The 25264-nt window shown below is 70.8% G+C and carries 27 protein-coding genes and 1 tRNA gene; 17 read left to right on the forward strand and 11 right to left on the reverse strand.

Features of this window, described 5'->3' with window-relative positions:
• Window positions 1-14: 14 nt before the first annotated feature.
• From QUE51_RS03790 to pstB, 6 genes are all read left to right on the forward strand, one after another.
• The gene (locus QUE51_RS03790) at window positions 15-2198 is read left to right on the forward strand and encodes an RNA degradosome polyphosphate kinase (protein ID WP_286278283.1); all 2184 of its coding nucleotides are present in this window, start codon (window positions 15-17) and stop codon (window positions 2196-2198) included.
• Entirely contained in the window at window positions 2195-3151 is a 957-nt protein-coding gene (locus tag QUE51_RS03795) for an NUDIX hydrolase (protein ID WP_286278284.1), read from the forward strand. The genes QUE51_RS03790 and QUE51_RS03795 overlap by 4 nt, the downstream gene beginning before the upstream one ends.
• 140 nt (window positions 3152-3291) lie before the next feature.
• Window positions 3292-4392, forward strand: a complete 1101-nt coding sequence (gene pstS, locus QUE51_RS03800; RefSeq protein ID WP_434017235.1) for a phosphate ABC transporter substrate-binding protein PstS — start codon at window positions 3292-3294, stop codon at window positions 4390-4392.
• 111 nt (window positions 4393-4503) lie between these two features.
• Window positions 4504-5442: a phosphate ABC transporter permease subunit PstC gene (gene pstC / locus QUE51_RS03805; protein WP_286278285.1), complete on the forward strand. Its 939-nt coding sequence runs from the start codon at window positions 4504-4506 to the stop codon at window positions 5440-5442.
• A 91-nt stretch (window positions 5443-5533) separates the two neighbouring features.
• Window positions 5534-6517, forward strand: coding sequence for a phosphate ABC transporter permease PstA (gene pstA, locus QUE51_RS03810; protein WP_434017237.1), 984 nt, complete (start codon window positions 5534-5536; stop codon window positions 6515-6517).
• Between the two features lie 25 nt (window positions 6518-6542).
• Window positions 6543-7322, forward strand: a complete 780-nt coding sequence (gene pstB, locus QUE51_RS03815; RefSeq protein WP_286278286.1) for a phosphate ABC transporter ATP-binding protein PstB — start codon at window positions 6543-6545, stop codon at window positions 7320-7322.
• Window positions 7323-7328: 6 nt separating this feature from the next.
• Here the strand turns inward: pstB and QUE51_RS03820 are convergent, their stop codons facing one another.
• The 3 genes from QUE51_RS03820 to QUE51_RS03830 all read right to left on the reverse strand — a co-directional run bounded on the left by QUE51_RS03820 (window position 7329) and on the right by QUE51_RS03830 (window position 9505).
• Window positions 7329-8132 (reverse strand): anti-sigma factor, encoded by an 804-nt coding sequence (locus tag QUE51_RS03820; protein WP_286278287.1) that lies wholly within the window; start codon window positions 8130-8132, stop codon window positions 7329-7331.
• Window positions 8129-8680 carry an ECF RNA polymerase sigma factor SigK gene (sigK, locus tag QUE51_RS03825; RefSeq protein WP_286278288.1) on the reverse strand — a complete coding sequence of 184 codons (552 nt, stop codon included), beginning with the start codon at window positions 8678-8680 and terminating at the stop codon, window positions 8129-8131. The genes QUE51_RS03820 and sigK overlap by 4 nt, the downstream gene beginning before the upstream one ends.
• 195 nt (window positions 8681-8875) lie before the next feature.
• On the reverse strand, window positions 8876-9505 hold the full coding sequence (locus QUE51_RS03830) for a DNA-directed RNA polymerase subunit beta (RefSeq protein ID WP_286278289.1): 630 nt from the start codon (window positions 9503-9505) through the stop codon (window positions 8876-8878).
• 67 nt (window positions 9506-9572) lie between these two features.
• Between QUE51_RS03830 and QUE51_RS03835 the strand changes: the two genes are divergently transcribed.
• The 3 genes from QUE51_RS03835 (at window position 9573) to QUE51_RS03845 (ending at window position 10040) form a co-directional block, all read left to right on the forward strand.
• Entirely contained in the window at window positions 9573-9740 is a 168-nt protein-coding gene (locus QUE51_RS03835) for a hypothetical protein (RefSeq protein WP_286278291.1), read from the forward strand.
• 25 nt (window positions 9741-9765) lie between these two features.
• Window positions 9766-9927 (forward strand): hypothetical protein, encoded by a 162-nt coding sequence (locus tag QUE51_RS03840; protein ID WP_286278292.1) that lies wholly within the window; start codon window positions 9766-9768, stop codon window positions 9925-9927.
• A 40-nt stretch (window positions 9928-9967) separates the two neighbouring features.
• Window positions 9968-10040: transfer RNA gene (locus QUE51_RS03845), tRNA-Lys, on the forward strand.
• A gap of 59 nt (window positions 10041-10099) precedes the next feature.
• On the opposite strand, the gene QUE51_RS03850 is transcribed toward QUE51_RS03845, so the two are convergent.
• Entirely contained in the window at window positions 10100-11038 is a 939-nt protein-coding gene (locus tag QUE51_RS03850) for a LysR family transcriptional regulator (RefSeq protein ID WP_286278294.1), read from the reverse strand.
• Window positions 11039-11131: 93 nt separating this feature from the next.
• Between QUE51_RS03850 and QUE51_RS03855 the strand changes: the two genes are divergently transcribed.
• The gene (locus QUE51_RS03855; protein WP_286278295.1) at window positions 11132-12091 is read left to right on the forward strand and encodes an NAD-dependent epimerase/dehydratase family protein; all 960 of its coding nucleotides are present in this window, start codon (window positions 11132-11134) and stop codon (window positions 12089-12091) included.
• Here the strand turns inward: QUE51_RS03855 and QUE51_RS03860 are convergent.
• The gene (locus tag QUE51_RS03860) at window positions 12046-14283 is read right to left on the reverse strand and encodes an LLM class flavin-dependent oxidoreductase (RefSeq protein WP_286278296.1); all 2238 of its coding nucleotides are present in this window, start codon (window positions 14281-14283) and stop codon (window positions 12046-12048) included. The genes QUE51_RS03855 and QUE51_RS03860 overlap by 46 nt on opposite strands.
• 64 nt (window positions 14284-14347) lie before the next feature.
• On the opposite strand from QUE51_RS03860, the gene QUE51_RS03865 reads away from it, so the two are divergent.
• A complete protein-coding gene (locus tag QUE51_RS03865) occupies window positions 14348-14707 on the forward strand; it encodes a winged helix-turn-helix transcriptional regulator (RefSeq protein WP_286278298.1) in 360 nt (119 codons plus the stop codon).
• Window positions 14708-14734: 27 nt separating this feature from the next.
• Here the strand turns inward: QUE51_RS03865 and QUE51_RS03870 are convergent, their stop codons facing one another.
• Window positions 14735-15679, reverse strand: a complete 945-nt coding sequence (locus QUE51_RS03870; RefSeq protein WP_286278299.1) for an NADP-dependent oxidoreductase — start codon at window positions 15677-15679, stop codon at window positions 14735-14737.
• A gap of 98 nt (window positions 15680-15777) precedes the next feature.
• Between QUE51_RS03870 and QUE51_RS03875 the strand changes: the two genes are divergently transcribed.
• The 4 genes from QUE51_RS03875 to QUE51_RS17780 all read left to right on the forward strand — a co-directional run bounded on the left by QUE51_RS03875 (window position 15778) and on the right by QUE51_RS17780 (window position 19620).
• The gene (locus tag QUE51_RS03875; protein ID WP_286278300.1) at window positions 15778-16281 is read left to right on the forward strand and encodes a MarR family winged helix-turn-helix transcriptional regulator; all 504 of its coding nucleotides are present in this window, start codon (window positions 15778-15780) and stop codon (window positions 16279-16281) included.
• Between the two features lie 41 nt (window positions 16282-16322).
• The gene (locus QUE51_RS03880; protein ID WP_286278301.1) at window positions 16323-16961 is read left to right on the forward strand and encodes a TetR/AcrR family transcriptional regulator; all 639 of its coding nucleotides are present in this window, start codon (window positions 16323-16325) and stop codon (window positions 16959-16961) included.
• 86 nt (window positions 16962-17047) lie between these two features.
• On the forward strand, window positions 17048-18061 hold the full coding sequence (locus tag QUE51_RS17775) for an RND transporter family protein (protein WP_350226713.1): 1014 nt from the start codon (window positions 17048-17050) through the stop codon (window positions 18059-18061).
• Entirely contained in the window at window positions 18025-19620 is a 1596-nt protein-coding gene (locus tag QUE51_RS17780) for an MMPL family transporter (protein ID WP_350226754.1), read from the forward strand. The genes QUE51_RS17775 and QUE51_RS17780 overlap by 37 nt, the downstream gene beginning before the upstream one ends.
• A gap of 30 nt (window positions 19621-19650) precedes the next feature.
• On the opposite strand, the gene QUE51_RS03890 is transcribed toward QUE51_RS17780, so the two are convergent.
• Complete coding sequence (locus QUE51_RS03890) at window positions 19651-20817, reverse strand: multicopper oxidase domain-containing protein (RefSeq protein WP_286278302.1); 1167 nt, start codon at window positions 20815-20817, stop codon at window positions 19651-19653.
• A gap of 146 nt (window positions 20818-20963) precedes the next feature.
• On the opposite strand from QUE51_RS03890, the gene QUE51_RS03895 reads away from it, so the two are divergent.
• Window positions 20964-21251 carry a hypothetical protein gene (locus QUE51_RS03895; protein WP_286278303.1) on the forward strand — a complete coding sequence of 96 codons (288 nt, stop codon included), beginning with the start codon at window positions 20964-20966 and terminating at the stop codon, window positions 21249-21251.
• Between the two features lie 256 nt (window positions 21252-21507).
• On the opposite strand, the gene QUE51_RS03900 is transcribed toward QUE51_RS03895, so the two are convergent.
• From QUE51_RS03900 to QUE51_RS03910, 3 genes are all read right to left on the reverse strand, one after another.
• On the reverse strand, window positions 21508-22893 hold the full coding sequence (locus QUE51_RS03900; protein WP_286278304.1) for an HNH endonuclease signature motif containing protein: 1386 nt from the start codon (window positions 22891-22893) through the stop codon (window positions 21508-21510).
• Between the two features lie 214 nt (window positions 22894-23107).
• Window positions 23108-23446 (reverse strand): hypothetical protein, encoded by a 339-nt coding sequence (locus QUE51_RS03905; RefSeq protein ID WP_286278305.1) that lies wholly within the window; start codon window positions 23444-23446, stop codon window positions 23108-23110.
• A gap of 88 nt (window positions 23447-23534) precedes the next feature.
• Complete coding sequence (locus QUE51_RS03910) at window positions 23535-23810, reverse strand: hypothetical protein (RefSeq protein ID WP_286278306.1); 276 nt, start codon at window positions 23808-23810, stop codon at window positions 23535-23537.
• Window positions 23811-24003: 193 nt separating this feature from the next.
• Between QUE51_RS03910 and QUE51_RS03915 the strand changes: the two genes are divergently transcribed.
• Window positions 24004-24531, forward strand: coding sequence for a MarR family winged helix-turn-helix transcriptional regulator (locus QUE51_RS03915; protein WP_286278308.1), 528 nt, complete (start codon window positions 24004-24006; stop codon window positions 24529-24531).
• 227 nt (window positions 24532-24758) lie between these two features.
• On the opposite strand, the gene QUE51_RS03920 is transcribed toward QUE51_RS03915, so the two are convergent.
• A complete protein-coding gene (locus tag QUE51_RS03920; protein WP_286278309.1) occupies window positions 24759-25220 on the reverse strand; it encodes a DUF3291 domain-containing protein in 462 nt (153 codons plus the stop codon).
• Window positions 25221-25264: the final 44 nt, after the last annotated feature.

Raw genomic sequence — 25264 nt, forward strand, 5'->3', positions numbered from 1 at the left:
TGCACAATTGGGCCATGGAGAGCGACACGGTCATCGGTGAGGCACCCTTCACCGCGGAGGTGCTCGACGACGACTACGACGTTCCGGCGCCGCACGCCGAGGGACCGGACGAGGAGGCTCTGCCCGCCGACCGGTACCTCGACCGCGAGCTGAGCTGGCTCGCGTTCAACCAGCGCGTGCTCGAGCTCGCCGAGGATCCGAAGGTCCCACTGCTCGAGCGGGTCAACTTCCTGGCGATCTTCGCGAGCAACCTCGACGAGTTCTTCATGGTGCGGGTCGCAGGCCTCAAGCGGCGGATCGCGACCGGCATCGCGGTGCCGACCAACGTCGGACGGGCGCCTGTCGATGTCCTCTCCGACATCAGCAGGATGGCGCACGAGCTGCAGGCCCGGCACGCCGCGTGCTTCCGGGAGCTGGTCAAGCCGGCGCTGGACGCGGTCGACATCCATGTCGAGACGTGGTCGGACCTCGCTGAGGAGGACCGTGACCGAGTCCACGAGCTGTTCTCGCAGCGCATCTTCCCCGTGCTCATGCCCCTCGCGGTCGATCCGGGCCATCCCTTCCCCTACATCTCGGGGCTGTCCCTCAACCTCTCGGTGCGGGTCCGCAACCCGAAGACCGACAAGGTCGAGTTCGCGCGCGTCAAGGTGCCGCCGATGCTGCCCCGCTTCGTCGCGCTGCCCGACAACGGCTCCGGCCGCACCCGCTACATCCCGCTCGAGGACCTCATCTCGAACCACCTCGAGGACCTCTTCCCCGGGATGGAGATCCTCGAGCACCACGAGTTCCGCCTGACCCGCAATGAGGACGTCGAGGTCGACGAGGACGAGAGCGAGAACCTCATCCAGGCGCTCGAGAAGGAGCTGCTGCGCCGCCGGTTCGGCCCGCCGATCCGTCTCGAGATCACCGACGACATGGACTCGGTCACCCTCGACCTGCTCATCCGCGAGCTCGACATCACCGAGCAGGAGGTCTACCGCCTCCCCGCGCCCCTCGACCTGTCGGGGCTGTTCGAGCTCATGAAGCTCGACCGCCCGTCCCTCAAGTACCCGCCGCACCTGCCGACCACCCCCGTGCAGCTGCTGCCGAGCGAGCCCAACAGCGCGCCCGACGTGTTCCAGGCGGTGACGAAGGGCGACGTGCTCCTGCACCACCCCTACGAGTCCTTCGCGACGAGCGTCCAGGCCTTCCTCGAGCAGGCGGCCGCCGACCCTCAGGTGCTCGCGATCAAGCAGACGCTGTACCGGACCTCCGGCGACAGCCCCATCGTCGAGGCCCTCATCGCGGCCGCCGAGGCCGGCAAGCAGGTCCTCGCCATCGTCGAGATCAAGGCCCGCTTCGACGAGCAGGCGAACATCTCGTGGGCGCGCAAGCTCGAGAAGGCCGGCGTGCACGTCGTCTACGGACTGGTCGGCCTGAAGACCCACGCCAAGGTGAGCCTCGTGGTGCGCCAGGAGAAGAACGGCGACCTGCGCTACTACACCCACATCGGCACCGGCAACTACAACCCGAAGACGAGCCGGATCTACGAGGATCTCGGGCTGCTGACCGCCGACCCCCAGGTCGGCAAGGAGGTCACGCGGCTCTTCAACGAGCTGTCCGGGTACGCCATCGAGAAGAAGTTCAGCCGGCTCCTCGTCGCCCCGCGCTACCTGCGCAAGCAGCTCATCAAGCGCATCGAGAACGAGACCGCGAACGCGAAGGCCGGGCTTCCGTCCCGCATCCAGATCAAGATCAACTCGATGGTCGACGAGGCCGTGATCGACGCGCTCTACCGTGCGAGCAACGCGGGCGTCTCGGTCGACATCTGGGTCCGCGGCATCTGCTCGCTCCGCCCGGGCGTGCCCGGCCTCAGCGAGAACATCCGCGTCCGCTCCATCCTCGGCCGCTACCTGGAGCACTCCCGCCTCTTCGCCTTCGCGAACGGCGGCGACCAGGAGGTGTGGATCGGCAGCGCCGACATGATGCACCGCAACCTCGACCGCCGCATCGAGGTGCTGGTCCGCCTGACCGACCGGCGGCACCTCCGCGAGATGTCGAAGCTGTTCGACCTCGCGATGTCCGACCGCACGTCGTCCTGGCACCTCGAGCCGGACGGCACGTGGACCCGCACCTCCCGCACGAAGACCGGCGCCGCGCTGGCCGATCTGCAGGATGTGGTGATGCGTGAGGTGAGCGCGCGGAGACGGACTCGGTGAGCGTCGTCGGCGCAGCGCCCATCCTCGCGGCGGGCGCCGTCTGCTGGCGCGACGGCAAGTCCGGCATCGAGGTGCTCCTCATCTCCCGCAGCCGTCATGAGGATGTGAGCCTGCCCAAGGGCAAGGTGGACGACCGGGAGACGCTCCCGCGCGCGGCCGTGCGCGAGATCCGGGAGGAGACCGGCTACGCCGTCACCCTCGGCGCACCGCTCGGGTCCACGGAATACGTCATCCCCGGCGGGCGCGACAAGGTGGTGCGCTACTGGGCCGCCGAGGTCGGCAGGCGGCAGCTCCGGCGCGGCCGGTTCCGCCCGAGCGACGAGGTGGACGAGATCCACTGGGTGCCGCTCGCCAAGGCTCGGAAGCGGCTCACCTACGACCGCGACCGGGACGTCCTCGACCGCTTCGCGACCCTCGTCGAGCGCAATCACCACCGGACGTTCGCGATCATCGCGCTGCGCCACGCGAAGGCGGAGGGCGAGTCCGGCGGCGCCGGGGACGCCGCGCGGCCGCTCACGAGCCGCGGCACCGCCCAGGCCGACGCGATCGTGTCCACCTTGAAGGCGTGGGAGCCGCGGGCGATCCTGAGCAGCCCGGCGAAGCGCTGCCGCGACACCGTGACCCCGCTCGCCAAGGCGCTGCGCCTGGACGTGAAGGATGCACCCGCACTCAGCCAGGACGCCTGGGAGGGCGGAGGCGAGCCTCCCGCAGAGGCCCTCGACCGGCTGATCGGCAAGCGCATCGCGAAGGGCAAGACGGCCGTCCTCTGCAGCCACTCCCCCGTCCTCCCCGCGATCCTCGACTCCGTCGTCCGCCACGTGGGCGGCGAGCGTGACGGCCGGCTGACCCGCGCGGCCATCCTTACAACGGCTGAGTTCACGGTGCTGCACGTCGCGTCCGCCAAGCCCGACAGCGGCCTCGTGGCCATGGAGACGCACAGCCCCGGGCTGTGAATCCCCTGATCGGCGGCCGCGTCTGCCGTTCACCTCCCGTTCACCGCGGGGAGTCACTCTCTTCACCAGCAGGTTCTACCGTCGTCCCGGCGCTGCCCCGAGGGCGGTGCCGCAACCTGCATCCAATGAAGGGAAACCCTTTGAACTCCATGCGTTACGCGGGACTGCTCGGTCTCGCCGTCGTCGGCGCGCTGGCTCTCAGCTCCTGTGCCGCCAACGAGAGCGCCCCGGCCGCCGCGGACAGCACCGCGAGCGCCGGCCCCACCCTCTCCGGCACCCTGAACGGCGCCGGCTCCTCCGCTCAGGGCGCCGCCCAGGAGGCCTGGATCGCCGCCTTCCAGACGGCCAACCCGGACGTCACCATCAACTACGACCCGACGGGCTCGGGCGCCGGACGCGAGACGTTCATCGGCGGCGGCTCCGACTGGGCCGGCAGCGACTCGTCCCTCAACGACGACGAGCTGGCCGGCGAGTTCGCCGGCTGCAAGCCGGGCAGCTCCGCCATCGACCTGCCGACCTACATCTCCCCCATCGCGGTCATCTTCAACATCGACGGCGTGAAGGACCTGAACCTCGACGCCGCGACCATCGCCGGCATCTTCAAGGGCACGATCACCACGTGGAACGACCCGGCGATCGCCGCACTGAACGAGGGCGCCACCCTTCCTTCGACCGCGATCACCGCGGTGCACCGCTCCGACGACTCGGGCACCACGAAGAACTTCACGGACTACCTGAACAAGGTCGCTCCCGAGGTGTGGGACGCCAAGGCCGCCGACGCGTTCCCGTACCAGACCGGTGAGGGCGCCCAGGGCACCTCCGGTGTGGTCGACGCCGTGACCAACGGCACCGGCACCATCGGCTACGCCGACGCCTCCAAGGCCGGCGACCTGGGTGTCGCGAAGGTCAAGGTCGGCGACGAGTTCGTGAAGTACACGGCCGAAGCGGCCGCCGCGGTCGTCAACGACTCGCCGCTCGTCGAGGGCCGCGACGCCAACGACATCGCCGTGTCGCTCGACCGTCTCACGACCGACCCGACCCACTACCCGCTCGTTCTCGTGAGCTACTCGATCGTGTGCCAGGAGTACGCGGACGCCGACCAGGCGGCCCTCGTGAAGGCCTACGTCGGCTACATCACGAGCGAGGAGGGACAGCAGGAGGCCGCGAAGTCCGCGGGCGCCGCTCCCCTCTCGAGCGAGCTCGCGTCGAAGGTTGCGGACGCACTCGCCACCGTCAAGTAGCGCCTCCGCGGGCCGGCCGGCCGGGGATCTGCGAGCATCGCTCGGAGGACCCGGCCGGCCGGCCCGCACCCCGTTTCCCCTCCGAACCACCAGCTCGTCCCGAGGAGATCGATGACCGCATCAGCTGCACCCCGGCTGCGCGCGAAGACCCGTCCGGGTGACCGCGTCTTCTCCGGCACCGCCATCACGGCCGGAAGCGTCATCGTCGCCATCCTCGCCGCGGTGGCGATCTTCCTCATCGCGCAGAGCATCCCGGCGCTCACCGTCGGCGCCGACGATCTGAAGGGCGCCGACTCGTTCTGGTCCTACGTCGGCCCGCTCGTCTTCGGCACCCTCTGGGCGGCCGGCCTCGCCCTCGTGCTCGCCCTGCCGGTGGCGCTCGGCATCGCGCTCTTCATCTCGCACTACGCGCCGAGGCGCCTCGCGCAGGCTCTCGGCTACGTGATCGACCTCCTCGCGGCCGTCCCCTCGGTCGTGTTCGGCCTGTGGGGCATCAAGGTCCTCGCGCCGATGGTGCTGCCCCTCTACGTCTGGCTCAGCGACAACGTCGGCTGGATCCCGCTCTTCTCCGGCCCGGTCTCCGGCACCGGCCGCACCATCCTCACCGTCGCGATCGTGCTCGCCGTCATGATCCTGCCGATCATCACCGCGCTCTGCCGGGAGGTCTTCCTGCAGACGCCGCGCCTGCATGAGGAGGCCGCCCTCGCGCTCGGCGCCACGCGCTGGGAGATGATTCAGATGGCGGTCCTCCCGTTCGGCCGGCCCGGGATCATCTCCGCCGCGATGCTGGGGCTCGGCCGCGCGCTCGGCGAGACCATGGCCGTCGCCATGGTCCTCTCCCCCAGCGTGCTCATCTCGTTCGTGCTGCTGCAGTCGCAGAACCCCACCACGATCGCGGCGAACATCGCCCTCAACTTCCCCGAGGCGCACGGCATCGGCGTCAACGTGCTCATCGCGACCGGCCTCGTCCTCTTCGTCATCACGTTCGCGGTGAACGCCGTCGCGCGCGTCGTGATCAACAGCCGCAAGGCCTTCTCGGGAGCGAACTGATGACCACTCTGGCGGCTCCCCCGCTGCCCTCCGCTCCGGCCGGCTGCCCCGGTTCTCCGCGCTCGGCCTCTTCGCCGCGAGCTGGGTCGCCGTGGGCGGGCTCTTCGCGATCCTCTGGCTCTCCGGCTCGATGACGGAGTTCAGCCTCGTCGGCACCGTGTTCTTCGGCACGGTCCTCTACGCGGTCCTCATCTTCGCGGTGTCCTCGGTCGTCGAGGGCGGGCGCAAGGCGAAGGACCGCCTCGTGACCGCGCTCGTCACGACCGCCTTCGTCATCGCCCTGCTCCCCCTCGTGTCGCTGCTGTCGACCGTCGTCGCGAGCGGCCTGGCCCGCTTCGACCCGACGTTCTTCAGCTACTCGATGCGCAATGTGGTCGGCGAGGGCGGCGGGGCGCTGCACGCCATCGTCGGCACGCTCGAGGTCACGGGGATGGCGACGCTGATGTCGGTGCCCATCGGGCTCTTCACCGCCATCTACCTCGTGGAGTACGGCCGCGGCCACCTCGCGCGCGCCATCACGTTCCTCGTCGACGTCATGACCGGCATCCCCTCGATCGTCGCGGGCCTGTTCGCCTTCGCCCTCTTCGCGCTGCTCTTCCGCGACCCCGGGGTCCGCTTCGGCTTCGGCGGGGCGGTGGCGCTGTCGGTGCTGATGATCCCCGTCGTCGTTCGCTCGAGCGAGGAGATGCTGAAGCTGGTCCCGAACGAGCTGCGCGAGGCGTCCTACGCACTCGGCGTGCCGAAGTGGCTGACCATCTCCAAGGTCGTCCTGCCCACCTCGGTGGCCGGCATCACGACCGGCGTCATGCTGTCCATCGCCCGCGTGATCGGGGAGACGGCGCCGCTGCTGATCATCGCCGGGTTCACGCAGAGCATGAACTACGACCTCTTCAGCGAGCGGATGATGACCCTGCCGGTCTTCGTCTACACGCAGTACCAGAACCCGGGCTCCGACGTGGGCGCCTACCTGGATCGGGCGTGGGCCGGCGCGCTCACCCTGATCCTCATCGTGATGGCTCTCAACCTGATCGCCCGACTCGTCGCGAAGCTCTTCGCGCCCAAGCTGTCCCGCTAAGCGGAGAGAGACAAGAGGAACCGCAGTGTCCAAGCGCATCGTCGTCGACGATCTCAACGTGTTCTACGGCTCGTTCAAGGCGGTCGAGGATGTCACCCTCGCCATCGAGCCGCGCACCGTCACCGCCTTCATCGGCCCGAGCGGCTGCGGCAAGTCGACGTTCCTCCGCACTCTCAACCGGATGCACGAGGTGATCCCCGGCGCCCGCGTCGAGGGGAAGGTCCTGCTCGACGGCGACGACCTCTACGCCCCCGGCGTCGATCCGGTGCTCGTGCGCCGGCAGGTCGGGATGGTCTTCCAGCGCCCCAACCCGTTCCCCACCATGTCCATCCGGGACAACGTGCTCGCGGGCGTGAAGCTCAACAATCGGCGGATGAGCAAGGGCGACGCCGACGAGCTCGTCGAGAAGTCGCTGCAGGGAGCGAACCTCTGGAATGAGGTGAAGGACCGGCTCGCGAAGCCCGGCTCCGGTCTATCCGGCGGCCAGCAGCAGCGGCTCTGCATCGCCCGGGCGATCGCCGTCGAGCCGGACGTCATCCTCATGGACGAGCCATGCTCGGCCCTCGACCCGATCTCGACCCTCGCCATCGAGGATCTGATCGAGGAGATGAAGAACGACTACACGATCGTGATCGTCACCCACAACATGCAGCAGGCCAGCCGGGTGTCGGACCGCACGGCGTTCTTCAACATCGCGGGCACCGGCAAGCCGGGCAAGCTCATCGAGTACGACGACACCGCCACGATGTTCTCGAAGCCGAGCGTGCAGGCGACCGAGGACTACGTCTCCGGCCGCTTCGGCTGAGCCGGGCTAGGCGCCGTTCGCGAGCACCATGGCGGGCGCGGTCGGCGTCTTCGAGCCGCCGCGCGGCTCGATCGTCATCGCGACCGGCTCTCCGGAGTAGTCGCCTTCGAGCATGCGATAGGTCGAGGAGTCGCCAGGCTGCACGAGACCGGCGCTCGTCGGCCCGTCGGGCTCCATGTACCAGAGCTGGAAGGTCTTGCCCTCGGGCAGCTCACCGGAGGCGTCGTTGAGCACGACCGCCGACATCCCGAGCGACCGGGACGCCACGAGCGCCGCGGTGCCTCCGTTGGGGAGCTCGGTCACGGTGCGCGCCACGTCGGGGGCCGCGTTGAGGGCGGCGAACTGGTCGGCGGTGCGCTCGTCGGAGACCCCGTTCAGGATCCCTCCGACCAGCGTGCCGCCGAAGAAGATGAGCACGGCAGCCGCGGCCGCGACGAGGGCGAGCAGCGGGCGGGCCCGTCGGCCCCGGCGCCGGCTCACGTGATGCTCGGCGTAGCGAGGAGCGGTCTCCTTCAGGACGGCGGCGATCGGAGTCACGGCAGCGGACGCGGGCGGCGGAGTGGCTGCCGGGGGCTGCTGGGGCATCCCGTCGATCGCGGCGAGGACGGACCGGCGCAGCTCCGCCGACGGCTGCACCGGGGAGGGCGCGTGGGCGAGCGCCAACGCGGCGGCGCGGAGACCGGCCACCTCCTCCTGCAGCTCGGGCGACGCGCTCAGAGCCGCCTCGAACTCGGCGGCCTCCTCCGGGCTGAGCGCACCGAGGACGTACGCGCCGGACGTGATCGAGTGGTCGTCGTCGCGGTCGGTCACGATGCCACTCCCATCTCGTCGCGCAGGCGGATCATGCCGTCCCGCAGTCGGGTCTTCACGGTGCCGAGCGGGATGCCGAGGCGGTCGGCGATCTCGCTCTGGGTGAACCCCTCGTAGTACGCGAGGGTGATCGCCTGGCGCTGGAGCTCGGTCAGCCGCTGCATCGCCTGCCTCACCCGCTCGTTCTCCAGCCGGATCTCCGCCTGCTCGGAGACATTGTCGTAGTCGGGGCTGTAGTCGCGGATGCCGACCCGGAGGTCGCGGTCGCGTCCGGACTGGGAGGCGCGAATCCGGTCGATGGCCCGGCGGTGTGCCATCGTCAGGATCCAGGTCGTCCCTGACCCTCTATTCGGATCAAACCGCGAAGCGGATTGCCACACCTCGAGGTACACCTCCTGCGCGACCTCCTCCGACTGGGCGGGGTCGACGAGCACGCGCCGGATGAGTCCGAGCACACGCGGGGCCGTGCGGTCGTACAGGCGGGTGAACGCCTCCCGGTCGCCGCGGGAGACCTCGGAGAGGAGCGCCTCCGTGGGCTGCACGTCCACGATCGACTGCTCGCCGCGACTTCCGTCTCCCTGCACGCCTCCAGCATTGCGCAGAACGGGAATGCCTGCCCCATCCGCGCCGATCAAGGGAGCCCTTCGGAAGCTGGAAGTGCCGGACCGCAGTTAACGCCTCTCGGCGCGAGGCCGCTCAAAGCGGCGAATTATGGAGCCCGGGGTTACTGCGGCCCGGCTCACTCAGTCTAAGGCACCGTCCCGCCACAGCTTGGAGGAGGCACTCAGGTCGGCCGCGATGGCCGTGAGCCGCGCCGCCCGGCGGGTGAGCTCGGTGGCGCGCTCCGGCTCGGTGACGTCGGCGTCATCTGCGATGCTCGTGCACCCCGCCGCCACCACGCGGCTGAACGCCGCCGCACGGTCCAGCGCGACCGCCAGGTCGCCCGTGAAGACCCCGCGGAGGATCTGGTCGGAGACCGCCAGCACCTCGTCCGGCCCCGCTGGCTCCGCGGCCCCGGCCACGACCGGGTCGATCGTGCGCGCGATGCCGAAGCCCCGCTGATAGAAGAGGCTGATGGCCACCGGGTCGCCGCGGATCATCGCGCGCAGCAGATAGATGCGCCAGAGCGCCCCCGGCAGGCTGCGCGGCGTCGCCCGCGACCAGAGCTCGGCGATCGCATCGATCCCGTGCTCGTCGGTGTAGGTGATGAGCCGCTCGACCACCTCGGGGTCCCGCTCGGCCCGGACGCGCGCCACCACGCCTGCCGCCGTCTCGTGCGCGAGGCGGGAGATCGCCGCCGGATCCTCGCCGCCCTGCAGCTCTTCGAACTGGTAGCCGGCGAACTTCACCGGCTTGGAGTACCGCTCGGTCATTGCGACAGACTACGCGCGGCGGGGGCGACCCCTGAGCCGTGCGGGGGCGCCGCGCTACGCTGACCGCATGTGGCTGATCGTCGCGCTGCTCGTCATCTGGGTGGTCCTCGCCCTCCTCGGACTGGCGATCGACGCGATCAAGTGGCTGCTGTGGATCGCGATCCTCCTGATCGTGGTCACCCTCGTCTTCGGAGCACTCATGCGCTTCGTCCGCGGCCAGTCCGGCCGCTCCTGACGCCCGCGAGAAGGAAGGGGTTCCGGTGAACATCCTGCTCATCGTGGTGGCGGTGATCGCCATCGTCCTGCTGATCGTCGGCGGCGCCGTCAAGGCGGTCGGCTTCCTCCTGTGGGTGGGCCTCGTGCTGCTCCTCATCGCAGCGGTCGCCTTCCTCCTGCGCGTGCTCACCGGCCGCCGCGTCTGACCCGGAGTGCCGACCGCGCCGGGCGGTACATTGGTGCGGCGGGCCTCTAGCTCAGTCGGTAGAGCAGCGGACTTTTAATCCGCGGGTCGTGGGTTCGAGCCCCACGGGGCCCACCGGTCGGTGACGGCCACCGGCCGTCGACGGCCGGTCGGCTGCGAGCAGAAGGACCGACTCAAGTGGTGGGCCCACGGCGCATGCTTGCGCCGGGAATCGAGCCCCACGGGGCCCACGGATGCTCGGCGCCCTGCCCGATCCGCTCGCGGAGATCCTCGATAAAGCGCACGGCGAGGCCCTCGGGAGCGGTCGGCGTCACAGCAATCAGGCTGCGCGTCCACCTCGGGGAGAACGAGCGCACCGCGCCGAGAAGACCGGCAGGTACCGCGCTGGCGGGACAGACAGCAACCCCGAGCCCCGCTGCCGCGAGCTGGGGCGCGGCCGCGGTCACGGCGGTTCGAAGCGCGACGACCGGGCGCACGCCCGCGCGCGCGAGGGCCCGGTCCAGCCAGCCGCTCAGGCTGTTCTCCGGCGCGTACTGCACGAGGAACACGCGGTCCAGGTCGCGCAGGTGGATGTCGTCGCGCCCGGCGAGCGGATGATCCGCCGACGAGACGAGCACGATCTCCTCCTCCCCGAGGATCGTCGAGGTGAAGCGAGCGGGGGCCGGCGCCGCCATCACGACCAGATCGACCTCGTCGCCGTCGAGCAGGGCAGCGACCTCGTCCACCGTCGTGGACTCGCGCAGCGTCATATGCACGTCCTCGTGCTCCTCATGCCACGCCGCCAGCACCGGCGCGAGGAGGGTGATGAGGCTCTGTGCGCATCCGATGCGGACCGCGCCGCCGGTCGCTCGACCGGCCGCCGCCGCGGCCAGCAGCCCCGCGCCGGCCGCCTCGACAGCCCGGCGTGCGTGGCCCAGCAGGGCGCGGCCTGCGGCCGTGAGCCGCACGCCCCTCGCCTCGCGGACGAGCAGCGGAACGCCGCTCTCGCGCTCCAGGAGCTGAAGCTGATGCGACACCGCGGGCTGCGATAGGTACAGCAGACGGGCGGCGTCCGTGATGGACCCGGCGTCAGCGACGGCGACCAGGCATTCGAGCGCGCGCAGCGATGGCATAGACGCAGATTATGGCTCATGGTCGAGACCTCGATGGACTGGAGGGAACATGGCGCCTCGTCAACATCTTGTCTCCTTCGGAAAGGAGTTCCCATGAACGCATTCGTGACCGGTGGATCGGGCTTCATCGGGCGGCGACTCATCGCTCGGCTCGTCGAGGACGGGGTGGAGGTGCACGCGCTCGCGCGGAGCGAACGCGCCGCCACAGCCGTGAGGCAGGCGGGCGCGGTCGCCCTACGCGGGGACCTGACGGACGGGCCGGGGCTGCTCGAGGCGCTCGCCGGGATGGACGTCGTGTTCCACCTGGCCGCGGAGACCGATGTGCTCGCTCCCGCTGAGCAGCATCGGCGCGTGACCGTGGACGGCACGCGCGCGATCGTGGAGGCGGCGCGGGCGGCGGGTGTCCCTCGCTTCGTCCACTGCGGAACCGAGGCGGCCCTGCTCGCCGGCGCACCCCTCGTGGACGCGAACGAGGACGCGCCGCTGCGCCCCGACTCCCCTGCCGCCTACAGCGCGTCGAAGGCCGTGGCCGAGCAGATCGTCCGCGACGCGAACGCCCCCGATTTCGCAACCGTCGTGATCCGGCCGCGCTTCGTGTGGGGCCCGGACAGCAGCCTCATCGGCGCCTTCGCTGCGGCGGCCGAAGCCGGGCAGCTGCCGTGGATCTCCGGCGGCCACCACCTCTCCGATGTCACGCACGTCGACAACGCCGTCGAGGGCCTGATCCTCGGCTGGCGCCGAGGCCTGCCCGGCGAGGCCTACTTCATCACCGACCAGGAGCGCGTCGACCTGCGGGACTTCGTCAGCCTCCTGCTCGAGCTCGCCGGCGCTCCGGTGCCCGTCCTGGAGATCGACGGGCCGACGGCCGACGCCACCGTGCCCGTGCCGATCCGGTGGTTCCTGGGCCAGCCCTGCACGCTCCGGACGGACAAGGCGGTGCGGGAACTGGGCTATGCCCCGGTGACGACGCACCAGGCGGGCATCGCGGCCCTTCGAGCCCGCGGCGGTCAGCCGGCCGGCACCTCCGCGTCCTCGAGCGCGGGTGCGATGTAGAAGTTGTCGCGGAACAGCCCGGTCGGGTCGTACTCCGCCTTGAGCCCGCGCAGGCGGTCGAAGTGGGCGGGCGGGAATGCGCGGGCCACCGTCTCCTCCCCCGTGTCCGACTCGAAGCTGAGGTACATGCCGTCGAGGTGCGGTGCCAGGGCGGACCAGCGTCGGTCGAAGTCCGTGCCTGGCGTGCCGAAGGCGACGAGGTTGAAGTTCGCGGATCGCCCCGCGTAGGCGGTGGCGTCCGCCGGCACGTCGGCCACGGCTCCGCCGACGGCTCGCACCTGGTACCAGTACGAGCTGCCCGACTCGAGGAGCGCGACCGAGGCGCGCGCGACCTCCGGCGAGAGGTGCGCCACCAGGCCGGAGTGGGACAGCGGCTCGCCGCGACCCTGCTGCGGGGCGTCGCTCACGAAGGCGCGCATCAGCTGGTCGTAGGTCGTGATCGAGACCGCCTGGTCCGTCAGCCGCGCGACATCGGCGAAGGGCTGCAGCTGGGCCAGCACCGTGTCGGGGTCGGCGGAGTCGACGACGAGCATCGCCTGCGCCGAGCCGCCGCGACCGAGGATGAGCTGGCCGCCGACCGTGCGAGGAGCGGCTTCCATCGCCGCTCCCCAGCGCTCGAGGAGACCGGCGGCGTCGCCGGCGTCGTAGGCGAGCTGCGCGAACGCCACCTCACCCACCCGGGCGGCCCGGAACTCGAACGAGACGACGACGCCGAAGTTGGCGCCGGCGCCGCGAACCGCCCAGAACAGGTCGGCATTCTCCGTGGAGCTGGCATGGGTCAGCGTGCCGTCCGCGAGCACCACCTCGACGCTGCGCAGGTGGTCGATCGTCAGGCCGTGCTTCCGCGCCAGCCAGCCGATGCCTCCTGCGGTGGCGAGGCCGCCGACCCCGACGCCGCCGTAGTCGCCACTCGAGATGGCGAGCCCGTGCGGAGCGAGCGCCTCGGCGACCTCCAGCCATGTCGCACCGGGGCCGATGCGGACCGTCCCGGCAGACGGGTCCAGCACCTCGATCCGGTCGAGGGCGCCGACGTCGATCACCAGCCCGTCGCGGTTGAGTGACCGTCCCGACAGACCGTGCCCCGCGCTGAAGATCCCGAGCGGCAGGTCCCGGTGGCGGGCTGCGAAACGCACCGCCTCCTGGACCTCCTTCACGGTCTGCGGTCGCAGGACCAGCCCGGGGGCTCCGCTGCGGAGATAGCTCGCGGTGTACCGGGAGTAGTCCCGGTCGCCCGGCTCGACCGCGGTGGTGGCGAGCGCCTCGGGCACCCCCTCGTAGTCGATGCCGGGGCGGCGCTTGGCCAGCGCGAGCGGACCGCGCACGCGCCCGGTCGCCGTCCCGCGTCGAGCGCGGGCGGCACCGACGGCCTCGCGCACCGCGGGCGCGACCTCCCGGCCGAAGCGATCGATGGTCGAGGGGTCGTCGCTGGCGAGGATGAAGGTGCTGACGCCCTCGCTGAGGGCGAGCTCGACCAAGTCCTCCACGGACTGCCGGGGCGACACGTTGAGCAGGCGGACGATCTCACGCGGATCGCGCCCCTCCCTCTGCGCGGCGGTGTCGATGGTCGCGTTGCCGCGGGCGAGGTCGCCCGGCTGGAGGTAGGCGAGCGACGGAAGCCAGCCGTCGGCCTTCCTGCCGATCAGTCGCTGCATCGCCGGCTTGAGCGCGCCGAGGTGGATAGGGATGGCGTGCGCGGGAGCGGGTCCGCGCTTGGCCCCGTCGACGCGGTGGTGTTCCCCGCCCGCCCGGAGGACGCTGCGGTCGGTGACGTCCCACCGCCCCCGGATCACGTCGATCGCCTGGGAGAGCGCGGCGACACTCTGCGCCGGAGTGAGCTTGGGCACCCCCATCGCGGCGATCGCGTCCCAGAAGCCGCCGGCTCCCAGCCCGAGCTCCACCCGACCGCCCGAGAGGAGGTCCAGGCTCGCGGCCGCTCCCGCGAGCACCGCGGGCGTGCGGAGCGGCACATTGAGCACGTTCCCCGAGAGGTGGACCCGCTCGGTGCGCGCGGCGACCCACGACAGCAGCGTCCACGTGTCGAGGAACGCCGGCTGGTACGGGTGATCCTGGAACGTGACGAGGTCGAGGCCGGCCTCCTCGGTCAGCACCGCCAGCTCGACCGTGCGCGCCGGCGCTGCAGCGGAGGGAGTGATGAACGATCCGAATCTCAGCGGGTGTCCGTAGTCGACCATGCGACCAGCATCGAGCGCCCGGTTCCGGGCGTCAAAGGCCTCGTAAGTCGCTTACACTGAGTAAGTGACCGACACGACACGCACCCTGACCGGCTGGGAGACCGTCGACGACGAGCAGTGCCGCCGGGCGACCTCGATCGTCGAGCTCCTCGGGCACCGCTGGAGCAGCGGCATCCTCCTCGCGATCAGCCGCGGCGCGACCCGTTTCAGCGAGATCGTGGCCACTGTCCACGGCCTCTCGGACCGGCTGGCCGCGGTCCGGCTGCGCGAGCTGGAGCACGCGGGGCTGATCGACCGCACCGTGACGCCGACCACGCCGGTGAGCGTGCGCTACGCCCTGTCCCCGCGCGGCCGGGACCTGCTGGCCGCGCTCCAGCCGCTTCAGGAGTACGGCCAGCGGTGGGAGCCGCAGCCCGGCGAGTGACACGGGCGCCCCTCGGCCACCCGGACGTCAGGAGACGGGGGCGAGGATGACGACCTTGCCGGAGACGCCGCCAGCGGCGGCCTGCGCGTGAACTGCGGGGAGGTCCGCGAGAGGCACGCGCTCCGCGACGTCGATCCGCAGCTCGCCACGGTCGACGAGGGCGACGAGCCGCGCGAGCTGCTCCGGGTCGCTGCGGACGAAGAGATCGACGCCCCGCACCCCGCGCTCCGCGTCGGAGGGGGCCTGCATCCACACTGTGGTGTTGACCAGAACCCCGCCGGAGCGGACCAGCGCGATCGAGTCGGCGAGCTCCTCGGGGTCGACGGGCGCGAGATTGAGCAGCACGTCCACCGGCTCGGTGACGGCCGCGCGGACGCCCCTCTGCGTGTGGTCGATGACCTCGTCCGCTCCTGTGGCCTTGACCCGGGCGAGACTCCGCGGGCTCGCCGTCGCGAGAACATAGGCGCCCGCGCGCTTGGCGAGCTGCACCGCGTACGCGCCGACCGCTCCGCCGGCGCCGTTGACCAGGACCCGCTGACCGGCGGCGACCTGCGCGTGCTCGAAGAGCGCCTGCCACGCCGTGAGTCCCACGGTGGGGAGCGCGGCGGCATCGGCGAGGGGCACGGCGACGGGTGCGGACGCGAGGATGTCGGCCGGCGCGATCGCGTACTCGGCGGCGGCACCGTCGCCGGTCATGGGCAGGAATCCGACGACGGCGTCGCCGACCGCGAACCGCGTCACACCGTCCCCGAGGGCGGCGATCGTGCCCGCCACGTCGATGCCAGGCGTGTGCGGCAGGGCCACCGGGATCGGGCCCTGCATGCCGCCGGCGCGGATGCTCGCGTCCACCCCGTTGAACGAGGTCGCGGCGACTCGGACCAGCACCTCGCCTGCAGCAGGAAGGGGACGCTCGACGTCCTCATAGCGGAGCACGGAGCTGTCGCCGAACTCGTGGAATCGCATCGCCTTCATAGGTCTGTCCTGTTCTCTAGCATCCAGTTTGCTTCGAATCCGAAGCAACATCGGGAACGCTAGCATCCTTTCGAATTCGAAGCAACTAGGATGAGGAGATGACCTCGAGAACGCCCCTGGACCCCACCGAGCTGTCCGCGTACTTCGCGCTCATCGAGGTGAGCAGCCTCCTGCGCCATGCCGTCGAGCAGCAGCTGCGCGACGCCGGGGACCTCAGCTACGTGCAGTTCCAGCTGCTCGCCCGCCTGGGCGATGCGCCGGGCGGCAGCCATCGGATGACCGATCTGGCCGACGGCGTCGTCTACAGCCGAAGCGGGCTCACCTACCAGGCCGGACTGCTCGAGCAGGCCGGGCTCGTCACGCGAGCGTCATCCCCGGCCGACGAGAGAAGCGTCACGGTCACCATCACCGACGCCGGGCGCGCTCGGCTGACCGCAGTGTTCCCCGGGCACATCGAGCTTCTCCGCTCGCTGCTCTTCGCACCGCTGTCGGAAGGCGATGTCGCCGCGCTCGACGGAGTGCTGGCGCGCGTGCGCGACCACATGCGGGCCGCGCCTCCTCGCTCGGCCGGCCGGCGGCGCAAGGACGCGCCGAGCGCGTAGTGCTTTTGCACCCAGTGCACGGTTGCACTTAGTGTAAACGGGTGACCGCCACAGCTCCCGACCGCCGTGCTGCCGTGAAGGAGCGGCACCGGGCGGCCATCCTCGCCGCGGCCCGCGAGCTCGTCGAGGAGCGCGGCGGGCCCTCCTTCAGCGTGGACGAGCTCGCGGAGCGCGCCGACGTCGCGCGGCGCACCATCTTCAACCACTTCGCGTCCCTCGACGCGATCCTCCTCGCCGTCTGCACCGACGCGCTGGCGGTCATCGTCGACGACTTCCTCCGCTCCGTCGCCCTCACGGCGATCGGGGACGGCAGCCGGTCCTCGATGTTCGACGAGCTCGCGGCCGCGCTCCACCGCTCCGACCTGCCGACCGCGATCGCGACGGTCCTGCGGATCATCGGCGGGGAGGACGCCAGCAGCGCGCGTCACGCCGACCTCACAGCGGCGGCCTTCTCGCGAGTCGGCGAGCGCATGCTGCTCGAGGTCGCCCGCCGCTACCCCTCCGCCGACCCCCTCGACGTGGAGCTGCTCGTCGGCTCCCTGATGAGCGGCATCGCCACGATCGCGACGCACTGGCTCCGCCGGACCGGCGCGCGCGTGGACGACGCGTCGCGCGCGGTGTGGGAGCAGCTGCTCACCCGCCTCGTGCACAGCCTCCGCTCCGGCTACATGCCCACCTGACCTCTTTCCGCCTTCCGACCGGGGTCCGCCGACGCATCCCACCCCCACCGGTCCCTTCGGGGCCGACAGAAAGGAACGGGCTCCGCATGGCCGGACTGCTCTACCGCCTCGGTCGCTTCGCTGCGAGGCGACGCTGGCTCGTCGTCGTCGCGTGGGTGATCGTGCTCGCGCTCGGCGGCGCCGGCTACGGCCTCTTCAGCGGCCCCATCTCGACCTCGATCTCCATCCCCGGCACCGCGACCTCCGAGGTGACGGATGAGCTGGCGGCGAAGTTCCCGTCGGCGAGCGGCGGGTCGGGCAGCCTCGTCTTCGAGACGACCGACGGCAGCCCCTTCACCGACGATCAGAAGGCGGATGCGTCGGCTCTCCTCGCGCGCATCGCCGACCTCAAGGGCGTGCGCCAGGCGGTCGACCCGTTCGACGCCCAGGCGCAGCTCGACGGGCAGCGCCGGCAGGTGGCCGACGGGAAGGACCAGCTGTCCGCAGGCACCCGCCAGCTGGACGACGCGCAGACCCAGCTCGACGCCGGCCGTGCACAGCTGAGTGCAGCGCAGGCGCAGCTGGACGCGCAGAAGGCCCAGGCCGAGGGGCTCGCCACGCTGCAGCCGCAGCTGGCGGCGGCGCAGGCGCAGCTGGATGCGCAGAAGCAGGCGCTCGACGCGAACCAGGCCACGGTCGACGCCGGGCGTGCCGAGCTGGAGGAGAACGCGGCCAAGCTGGACGTCGGCGAGCGGCTCCTCGCCCTGTCCGAGAACGTCCGGCTCGTGTCGAAGGACGGCAGCGCCGCGGTCGGGACGCTCACCTTCACCAAGCCGACCACCGAGGTCGCGCAGACCCTCAAGTCCCGCATCGCCGCGGATGCCGCGGACGCCGGCATCCCGGGCGTGGAAATCCACCTCTCCCACGAGCTGGCCCAGAGCATCCCGTCCGTGGTGGGACCCGGTGAAGTGGCCGGTCTGGTCGTCGCCGCCCTGGTCCTGCTCATCATGCTCAGCACGGTGATCGGCGCTGTGCTCCCCTGCTCAGCGCCCTCCTGGGCGTCGGCGTCGCGATCCTGGGCGCACTGTCCTTCTCCGGGACCGTCGAGTTCGTCTCGGTGACCCCGGTGCTCGCCGTGATGCTGGGCCTCGCGGTCGGCATCGACTACTCCCTGTTCATCCTCAACCGGCACCGGCGGCAGCTGAAGCAGGGCGTCGAGCTACGGGAGTCCATCGGCCTCGCCAACGGAACCTCAGGCAACGCCGTGGTCTTCGCCGGCTCGACAGTCATCGTCGCCCTGCTGGCGCTCAACATCACCGGCATCCCGTTCCTCGGGCTGATGGGCACGGTCGGCGGCGTCGCGGTCGCCATCGCGATCCTCGTCGCGATCACCTTCACCCCCGCGCTCCTCTCGCTGGTCGGCATGCGGATCCTCCGCAAGAAGGAGCGCGCCGCCATCGGCTCGGTCGACACCGGGCGCCTGCCGTCGAAGCCGATGTCGACCGCGCGGGCCGTCCTCACCCTCCTCGCGGGCGTGGCCGTGCTCGGCACCCTCGCCCTCCCCGCCCTGCAGATGCGGCTGGGCCTGCCGGACGGTTCGTCTGAAGCGGTGGACTCGACGCAGTACGAGGCCTACACGACCATCGGCGACAAGTTCGGGGACGGCCAGAACGGTCCTCTCCTCGTCGTCGCGGACCTGCCGAAGGCCGCGACGGGCACGGCGCTGCTGCAGCAGGAGGCCTCCATCGGCGAGCGCATCGCCGCCCTCGACAATGTCACTGCCGTCGCGCCGATCGGATCGTCCAAAGACGACACCGTCGTCGCCTTCCAGGTGATCCCTGCCGACGGCCCGTCGAGCGTGTCGACGGAGCAGCTCGTGCACGACCTGCGGGACGTGTCCCCGATCGCGACCGAGGACGGGCGGGTGGCGCTCGGCGTCGCGGGGAACGCGAGCGCCAACATCGACATCTCGGAGAAGCTCGCGGACGTGCTGCCGATCTACATCGCGGTCGTGGTGGGACTCTCGCTGCTGATCCTGATCCTGGTGTTCCGCTCATTCCTCGTGCCGATCACCGCGACCATCGGCTTCGTCCTGTCGCTGCTCGCGGCATTCGGCGGCCTGACCGCGATCTACCAGTTCGGCTGGCTGAGCCAGGTGTTCGGCGTGCACGACCCGGCGCCCATCCTCAGCTTCCTGCCCATCATCGAAGTGGGCATCCTGTTCGGACTCGCGATGGACTACCAGCTGTTCCTCGTGACCGGGATGCGCGAGGCCTACGCCCACGGTGCACCCGCCCGCCTCGCCGTGCAGCGCGGCGTGCACGCGGGCCGGGCGGTCGTCACCGCGGCGGCGATCATCATGATCTCCGTCTTCTCCGGATTCATCTTCTCGGAGTCGTCGACCATCCGGCCGATCGGGTTCGGGCTGGCCTTCGGCGTCCTCGTCGACGCGTTCGTGGTGCGGATGCTTCTCATCCCCGCCGCCATGCACCTGCTGGGGCGGTCGGCCTGGTGGTTCCCGAAGTGGCTCGACCGCATCCTGCCGGACGTGGACGTCGAGGGCGCCCAGCTCGAGCGGACCCATCCGACGGGTGGCAGCCACGCGGCCGGAACGCACGTCGCCCACGGCGGCAGCACCGCGGAGGCGCATCACCGCGAGCGCGCAGCGCACCGCCGGTAGGGCGGTGCATCTGCCGTCGGAGGAGAGCGCTCAGGCGGTGACGCGATACCGGGAGATCATGCCGGCGGCGATGTGGTCGTTGACGTGGCAGTGGAACAGCCAGACGCCGGGATCGTCCGGGATCATCGTCGAGGCCATCATCATCCCGGGCAGCAGTTGCACCATGTCGGCGCTCATCTGATTGGCGATGACCGTGTTGCCGTGCCAGTGCGGGGTGTGCAGGTCGACCTCGGTGCCGAGCGTGAAGGTGTACCAGCGCACCGTCTCCCCCACCCGCAGCTCCGGCATGGGTCCGTTGCCGTAGACGTACCCGTTGATGGAGTGCATGAGGTTGCTCTCCTCGAAGCCCTCCTCGTCGTCCGGGTCGACCTCTCGGGGCTCCTCCGCGAGCTCTGCGAGGTTGCGCCCGAGGTGCAGGCTCGCGTTCTCGTCGACCACGCTGAAGTAGGAGAAGACCTCCCGGTCTACATCTGCCGGGGTCGCGGTCTCGACGTCCGCCTTGTCGCGAGCGGTGATCACGATCGGGCCGACCAGGCCGGCGTTGGTGTCGGCCACCTCGTCCGCGTGGGAGTGGTACATCCAGAGCACGGACGAGCCGTCCATCGGTCCGGGACCGGCCCGCGCCGGCACCTCCCACCGGTAGGTGTGCGTGCCGCCAGGGGGCACCGCGTCGTCCTCCTTGTCGGAGCCGGACGTCTCGTCGGCGTAGGGCGCCCCCTCGGAGTCCTTGGCGTAGAAGACGCCGTGCGGATGCACGGACGCGGGGAACTCGGTGTTGTTGCGGAACACCACCGTGATGGTGTCGCCCACGACGGCGCGGATGACGGGGCCCAGCATGCCGAGGGTGTCGTCGCAGGCCCGCGGGTGCTCGCCGCATCCCGTGGGTGCAGGCGTGCGCTCGCTGAAGGTGTCGTCGGTGTAGCGGTGATAGAGCGACTTCCGGTAGATGTGCCCGATCCGGGTCGGGCCCGGGGCCACGAACACGTTCTCGGCGTCACCGAAGTCCGCGCCGGTGATCTCGTTCCGCCCCTGCGGGGCGAAGTCCCAGAGCTCCTCGTCGGCCGCGATGTAGTAGACGCGCTCCTGGCCGCCCGCCGGGATGGGTCCGGGGGTGTGATGCCCGGCACCTGCGGCGCTGACGCACCCGGTCAGCAGGAGAGCAGCCGCAGCCGCGACACCCAGCATCCTCAGGTTCACGGCGGACCTCCTCATCGACCGGCGACACGTCCGGGGCAGCGCGACAGGTGTCGCCCAGGAGGGTATGCCCGGGGCTCCCCGGGAAGCGGGACCATGGGCCCGGCGAGAGGTGCCGGACCCGGAGTATCGAAGGTATGTTCGAGTGCGTGGGGACGAACAAGCGGTACGGCTCGGATCTGTCGCGGGCGGCCATCAACGAGGCGGCGGTGCGACCGAAGCCCATCTCGCTCACCCAGCAGGAGGCCGGCGACGAGGTCCGCGCGGCGCGGGAGCCGGTCGAGGTGACCGCCTGGGTCCGCTTCCCCGAGTCGCCGATCGAGGTGGAGGCGCGCGCCATCGCCTGGACGGAGCGGGCGGTGCTGGTCGAGTTCCGCATGCACAGCGGCGCGACGCATCAGGCCTGGGTGTGGGCTTCGGCGGTCCGGCGCCGGTGAGAAGGCCGAGGAGGACTGGCCGCGTTCACCCTTCGTTTTCCTTCGGAGAGTACGCAGAGCCCATGTTGTTGCTGCTCCTGATCCTTGCGGCATGGGCCGCTATCGCGGTCCTCCTGGCGGCCGGCCTGGGAGCGGCCTATCGACGCGGGCGGCGCCGCTCGCGCCCGCGCGCCGACTCGGCTCCCTGGGTCCTTGCCGCCTAGACGCGGCCGCCGTTCGGGGAGTGGAAGGCGGGCCTGTCGGGCGGAACCGGGCGCTAGCCGGGTGGGGCGAGTGCGCGCTGCTGGCAGCGGCGCGGCGTGCGGGTGGAGTCGAGGTGCGCCGGCGGGATCAGGAACGGGATTCCGTCGCGGCACTGGATCTTCCAGGCGTCGTTGTCGAAGCGCCGGTGGTGGAAGCGGCAGAACAGGATCCCGTTCTGCAGGTTCGTGCACCGGGTGTCCCGCCACGGGGCGATGTGCGCCGCATCACAATGCGAGGGCGGCGCGCCGCAGCCCGGCCAGGCGCACCCGCCGTCGCGGAGGGCCAGCGCGTACCGCTGCGCCTCGCTGAACAGCCGGTTCGCCGACCCCAGATCGAGTGGGACCGAGCGGCCGTCCATCACCGCCGGGAGGATCTTCGCCGCGCACGCCAGCCGCCGTGCGGCTCCCGCACTGATCGGCTCCTCCACACCCAGGATCGTCGCCGTCCCGATGCCGGTCACGATCGCGTCGTGATCGGCGGTGAGCAGCAGGGTCACCGCCGTGCCGGAGACATCGCCGGGGGCGTGCTTGAGTGCGGCGAAGAAGACGTCGCCGATGGCGTCATGCAGGCGCTGCCCCGGCGAGCGGGTATCGGCGAGAGCGTCGTCGTAGGACTCTTCGCTGTCGCGATCCTCGCCGTCGCTTCCGCCCGGTCGGCGCGGGTTGGTGAGCGGAGTGGTGGCGGCTTGGGCGATGCCGTGGTGTTCGGCGTCGGTGTCCCAGATGTACCGATACCGGCCCTCACCCCGGCGGAGAACACGGGCGGTGTTCAGCACCCGGGCGTCCTCCTCACGCTCCAGGACCCCATCCGGGTTCACCTGATCGACCAACCGTCGGCATAGGCGCCGCAACCCGGTCACGCCGACGATGGGTGCCTCGCCGACAAGGAACCGCTCCCGCGACTGAAGCTGAGCGACATCGAGCCGCGGCGCCATCTCGGCCAGCGCGTCGAGAATGAGCCGCCCAGCCTCCACCCCCAACTCCCCCGCAGCGAGCGCTCGCGTGACCTCAGGGTGCTGACTGGGCAGCACGTCACCGGACAGGGTGCGCCGCACCGCGAGCGCGGCGCCCACGGCACACCAGCCGGACGCGTCCCGGAACGACGCACCGGTCGCCGAGCCCACCGCACCGGCCACGCTGCGCTCGCCCAGCCTCCGGGCCAGCGGCTCGACCCCGCCGGGCTCCGACCGGACCGCGGCAACGCCCGCGTAGCGGGCCAGCTCCGCCTCGAGCAGGTTCCGCATCCGGCCCAGCTCAGCCAGCACCGCCATCGTCTGCGCATCGGTGAGCCCGTCCGCGACCTCCTCCGGCGACGCATCCGGGCCCGCCCAGTTCAGCTGGTCGACCCGCTCCGCATGCGCGACCGCAAGCCGGGCGAGAGTGCGGCTGGGGCTTTCCATGCCCGTATCCTGCACCCACCCACCGACACCCTCGACACCGAGAAGCCCTGATCAAGCGCCCTGTTCACAACTCGGCAAAGGATCTTCTGGGGAGGACGACGCCGCCATCCGGCGACCGGACGAGAAGCCGACTCGCACAGCGCACGCACGCGCCAACGCTCGCGGGAGCAGCGGAGAAGCACCTCCGCCCGCGGGTCTCTGCGCTGAGGCGCTGCTACCGCTCGGCGCCTGCGCCTGTTCCCGTGCCGGTGCCGGTGCCGCCGGGGGCCCGCTGAGCGTTCAGCCGGTCGAGCTCGCGCTGCATGTACTCCATCGCCTGCACATTGACCGGGCCGGGTCCGACCGCGTGCGAGGTTTCTCCGAGCAGAGGAATGCCGGCACCGATCACGAACGAGATCTCCTCGACCGTCCCATCCGGGTCGATCGAGCGGAGCTGCACAGCATCGGCGCTGCCGGCGCGTGCGAGAGCCGCGGAGTAGTCGATGAGAAGGGAGACAGCATCCTGGCCGGCGAGGAAGGTCCGCCCGGCATAGACGATGCGCATCACGGCCACAACTTTATGCGACGACGCAGCGCGGTCCGCGCCACTTGACAGGCGGCGGATCGCGCCGGGCGAGCGGGATCGAGCGCTTCAGTGCCCGTCAGGCGTAGGACAGGCCGCCCCGAAGCGTGTGGTCCACGCAGAGCTGAACCGCATCCTCCACGCGCTCGACGGGCCCCATGACGGGGAACTCCGGGGTGTAGGGATAGCAGACGTAGCCCGCCTGCGCCTCGTGGATCAGCCCGAGGATCGGTCCGTTCTCGCCGAACCGCACGAGGAAGTTCCCGTCCTCAGTGCGCTCGCTGCTCGAACCGATCCCCGGTGCCGACGACGATCCCCCGACGTCCGACACGGTCATCCCCCGACTGCCGACCATGTCACTGCTCCCCCTTGCGCTGCCCAGTCCCCCGACCCGGCGACGGATCCGAGGCTACGTCGAAGTCGTGAGGAAATCAAACGACTTGCGGGGCGAGTAACTCGAACTTTGACTATCGAGGCGGCCCAGTTACTCTTGGAGGAAGGTGAGTGATCTCGACGACGTCGATGTGCACGATGAAGGGAAGTCTCCCGTGAGCGACGTCGAGACCGACGCTGACGCCCGCGCTGCAACGGCGCCTGCCGGCGGAGCCTCCTCCGCGCTGGCCCGCGAGACCGCCATGGCCATCATGGCGCTCATGCGCAGCGTCGACAACTACCGGTACCGCGCCGCCACCGATGCTCAGGTGAGCATCACCGAACTGCGCGCGCTCGGCCGCATCTCGATCGCGGGCGGCCTCAGCCCCAAGGAGCTGGCGCGCACTCTGGATCTCACAACGGGAACCGTCACCGCGCTGCTCGATCGCCTCGAGCGCGCCGAGCTGGTCACCCGCAAGGCGCACGAGCGGGACCGCCGGATGCTGACCATCCAGCTCACCGAGAAGGGGCTCGCGAAGATCTCGGAGGTCATCGAGGACTTCTCCGTCCGCGTGGGCGACACCGCGGCGGACCTCCCTCCCGAGACGCTGGTCCTGGCGCGCGACTTCTTCCTCCAGCTCAACGAACAGCTCCGCGCCGACGCCGCCTCGTGGCGCCGCGCCCCCGACGCGCCTCTCCTCTGACCGTTCGCCCCGCATCGCCCTCAGGGCTGCGCCAGTGATCGCCCAGACGAGCATCAGCGCGCGCACAGCGAGAGGCCTCATGCTTGTCCTGCAGAGGTCGGGTTTCCCAACGCTTCGGGTGGCATTGGATTTCGGCCCCCTCCGCCTGTGTGGTGCTACGCAGAATCAAGTGCCCCTCGGGCTCCTTGGGTAGAGGAGTCCGGGGGCTTCTCCGTCTTCCGGTCTGTTCAGCGACGCCCGGTGCGCCGCCGCGGCCCGTCCGGGGTCCCGTCGGGCGCGAACCGGGTGAGCACAGGGAAGGCTCGCACAGACGGACCCCACCGACGCAGGTACGCCAGGCGGCGTGAGGCCTCCTCCACCGTGGGGCGCTCCCCCGCGGGCACCCACCACAGGGCGAACGTCGGCCCGGGGACCGGGTCGAACCATCGCTCGCGCTCGGTCAGGTACCGCCGATGGGCCCCTCGATAGGTGAAGGCCTCGAGCGAGGCGAAGTCGGTCCACACCGAGAGGTTGAGCACGAGGTTGTCCATGCCGGCGAAGTCGCCGGGATTCACGTGCGCCACCGTGGCCGGCAGGTGCCACACGTATCCCGGCGTCTGCACAGCGAGGAGATCGATGCGGGCGACCGCCTCGCGGAACCCGGCCATGCGCGGGTCGTCCTGAGGATGCCGGGGTCGCGCGACGTTCACCTCGGCCAGCTCCCACGCCGGCGCCGGCCCCCGCCGCTCGACTC

Source organism: Naasia aerilata (genome assembly GCF_030296595.1).
GTDB classification, from domain to species: Bacteria; Actinomycetota; Actinomycetes; order Actinomycetales; family Microbacteriaceae; genus Naasia; species Naasia aerilata.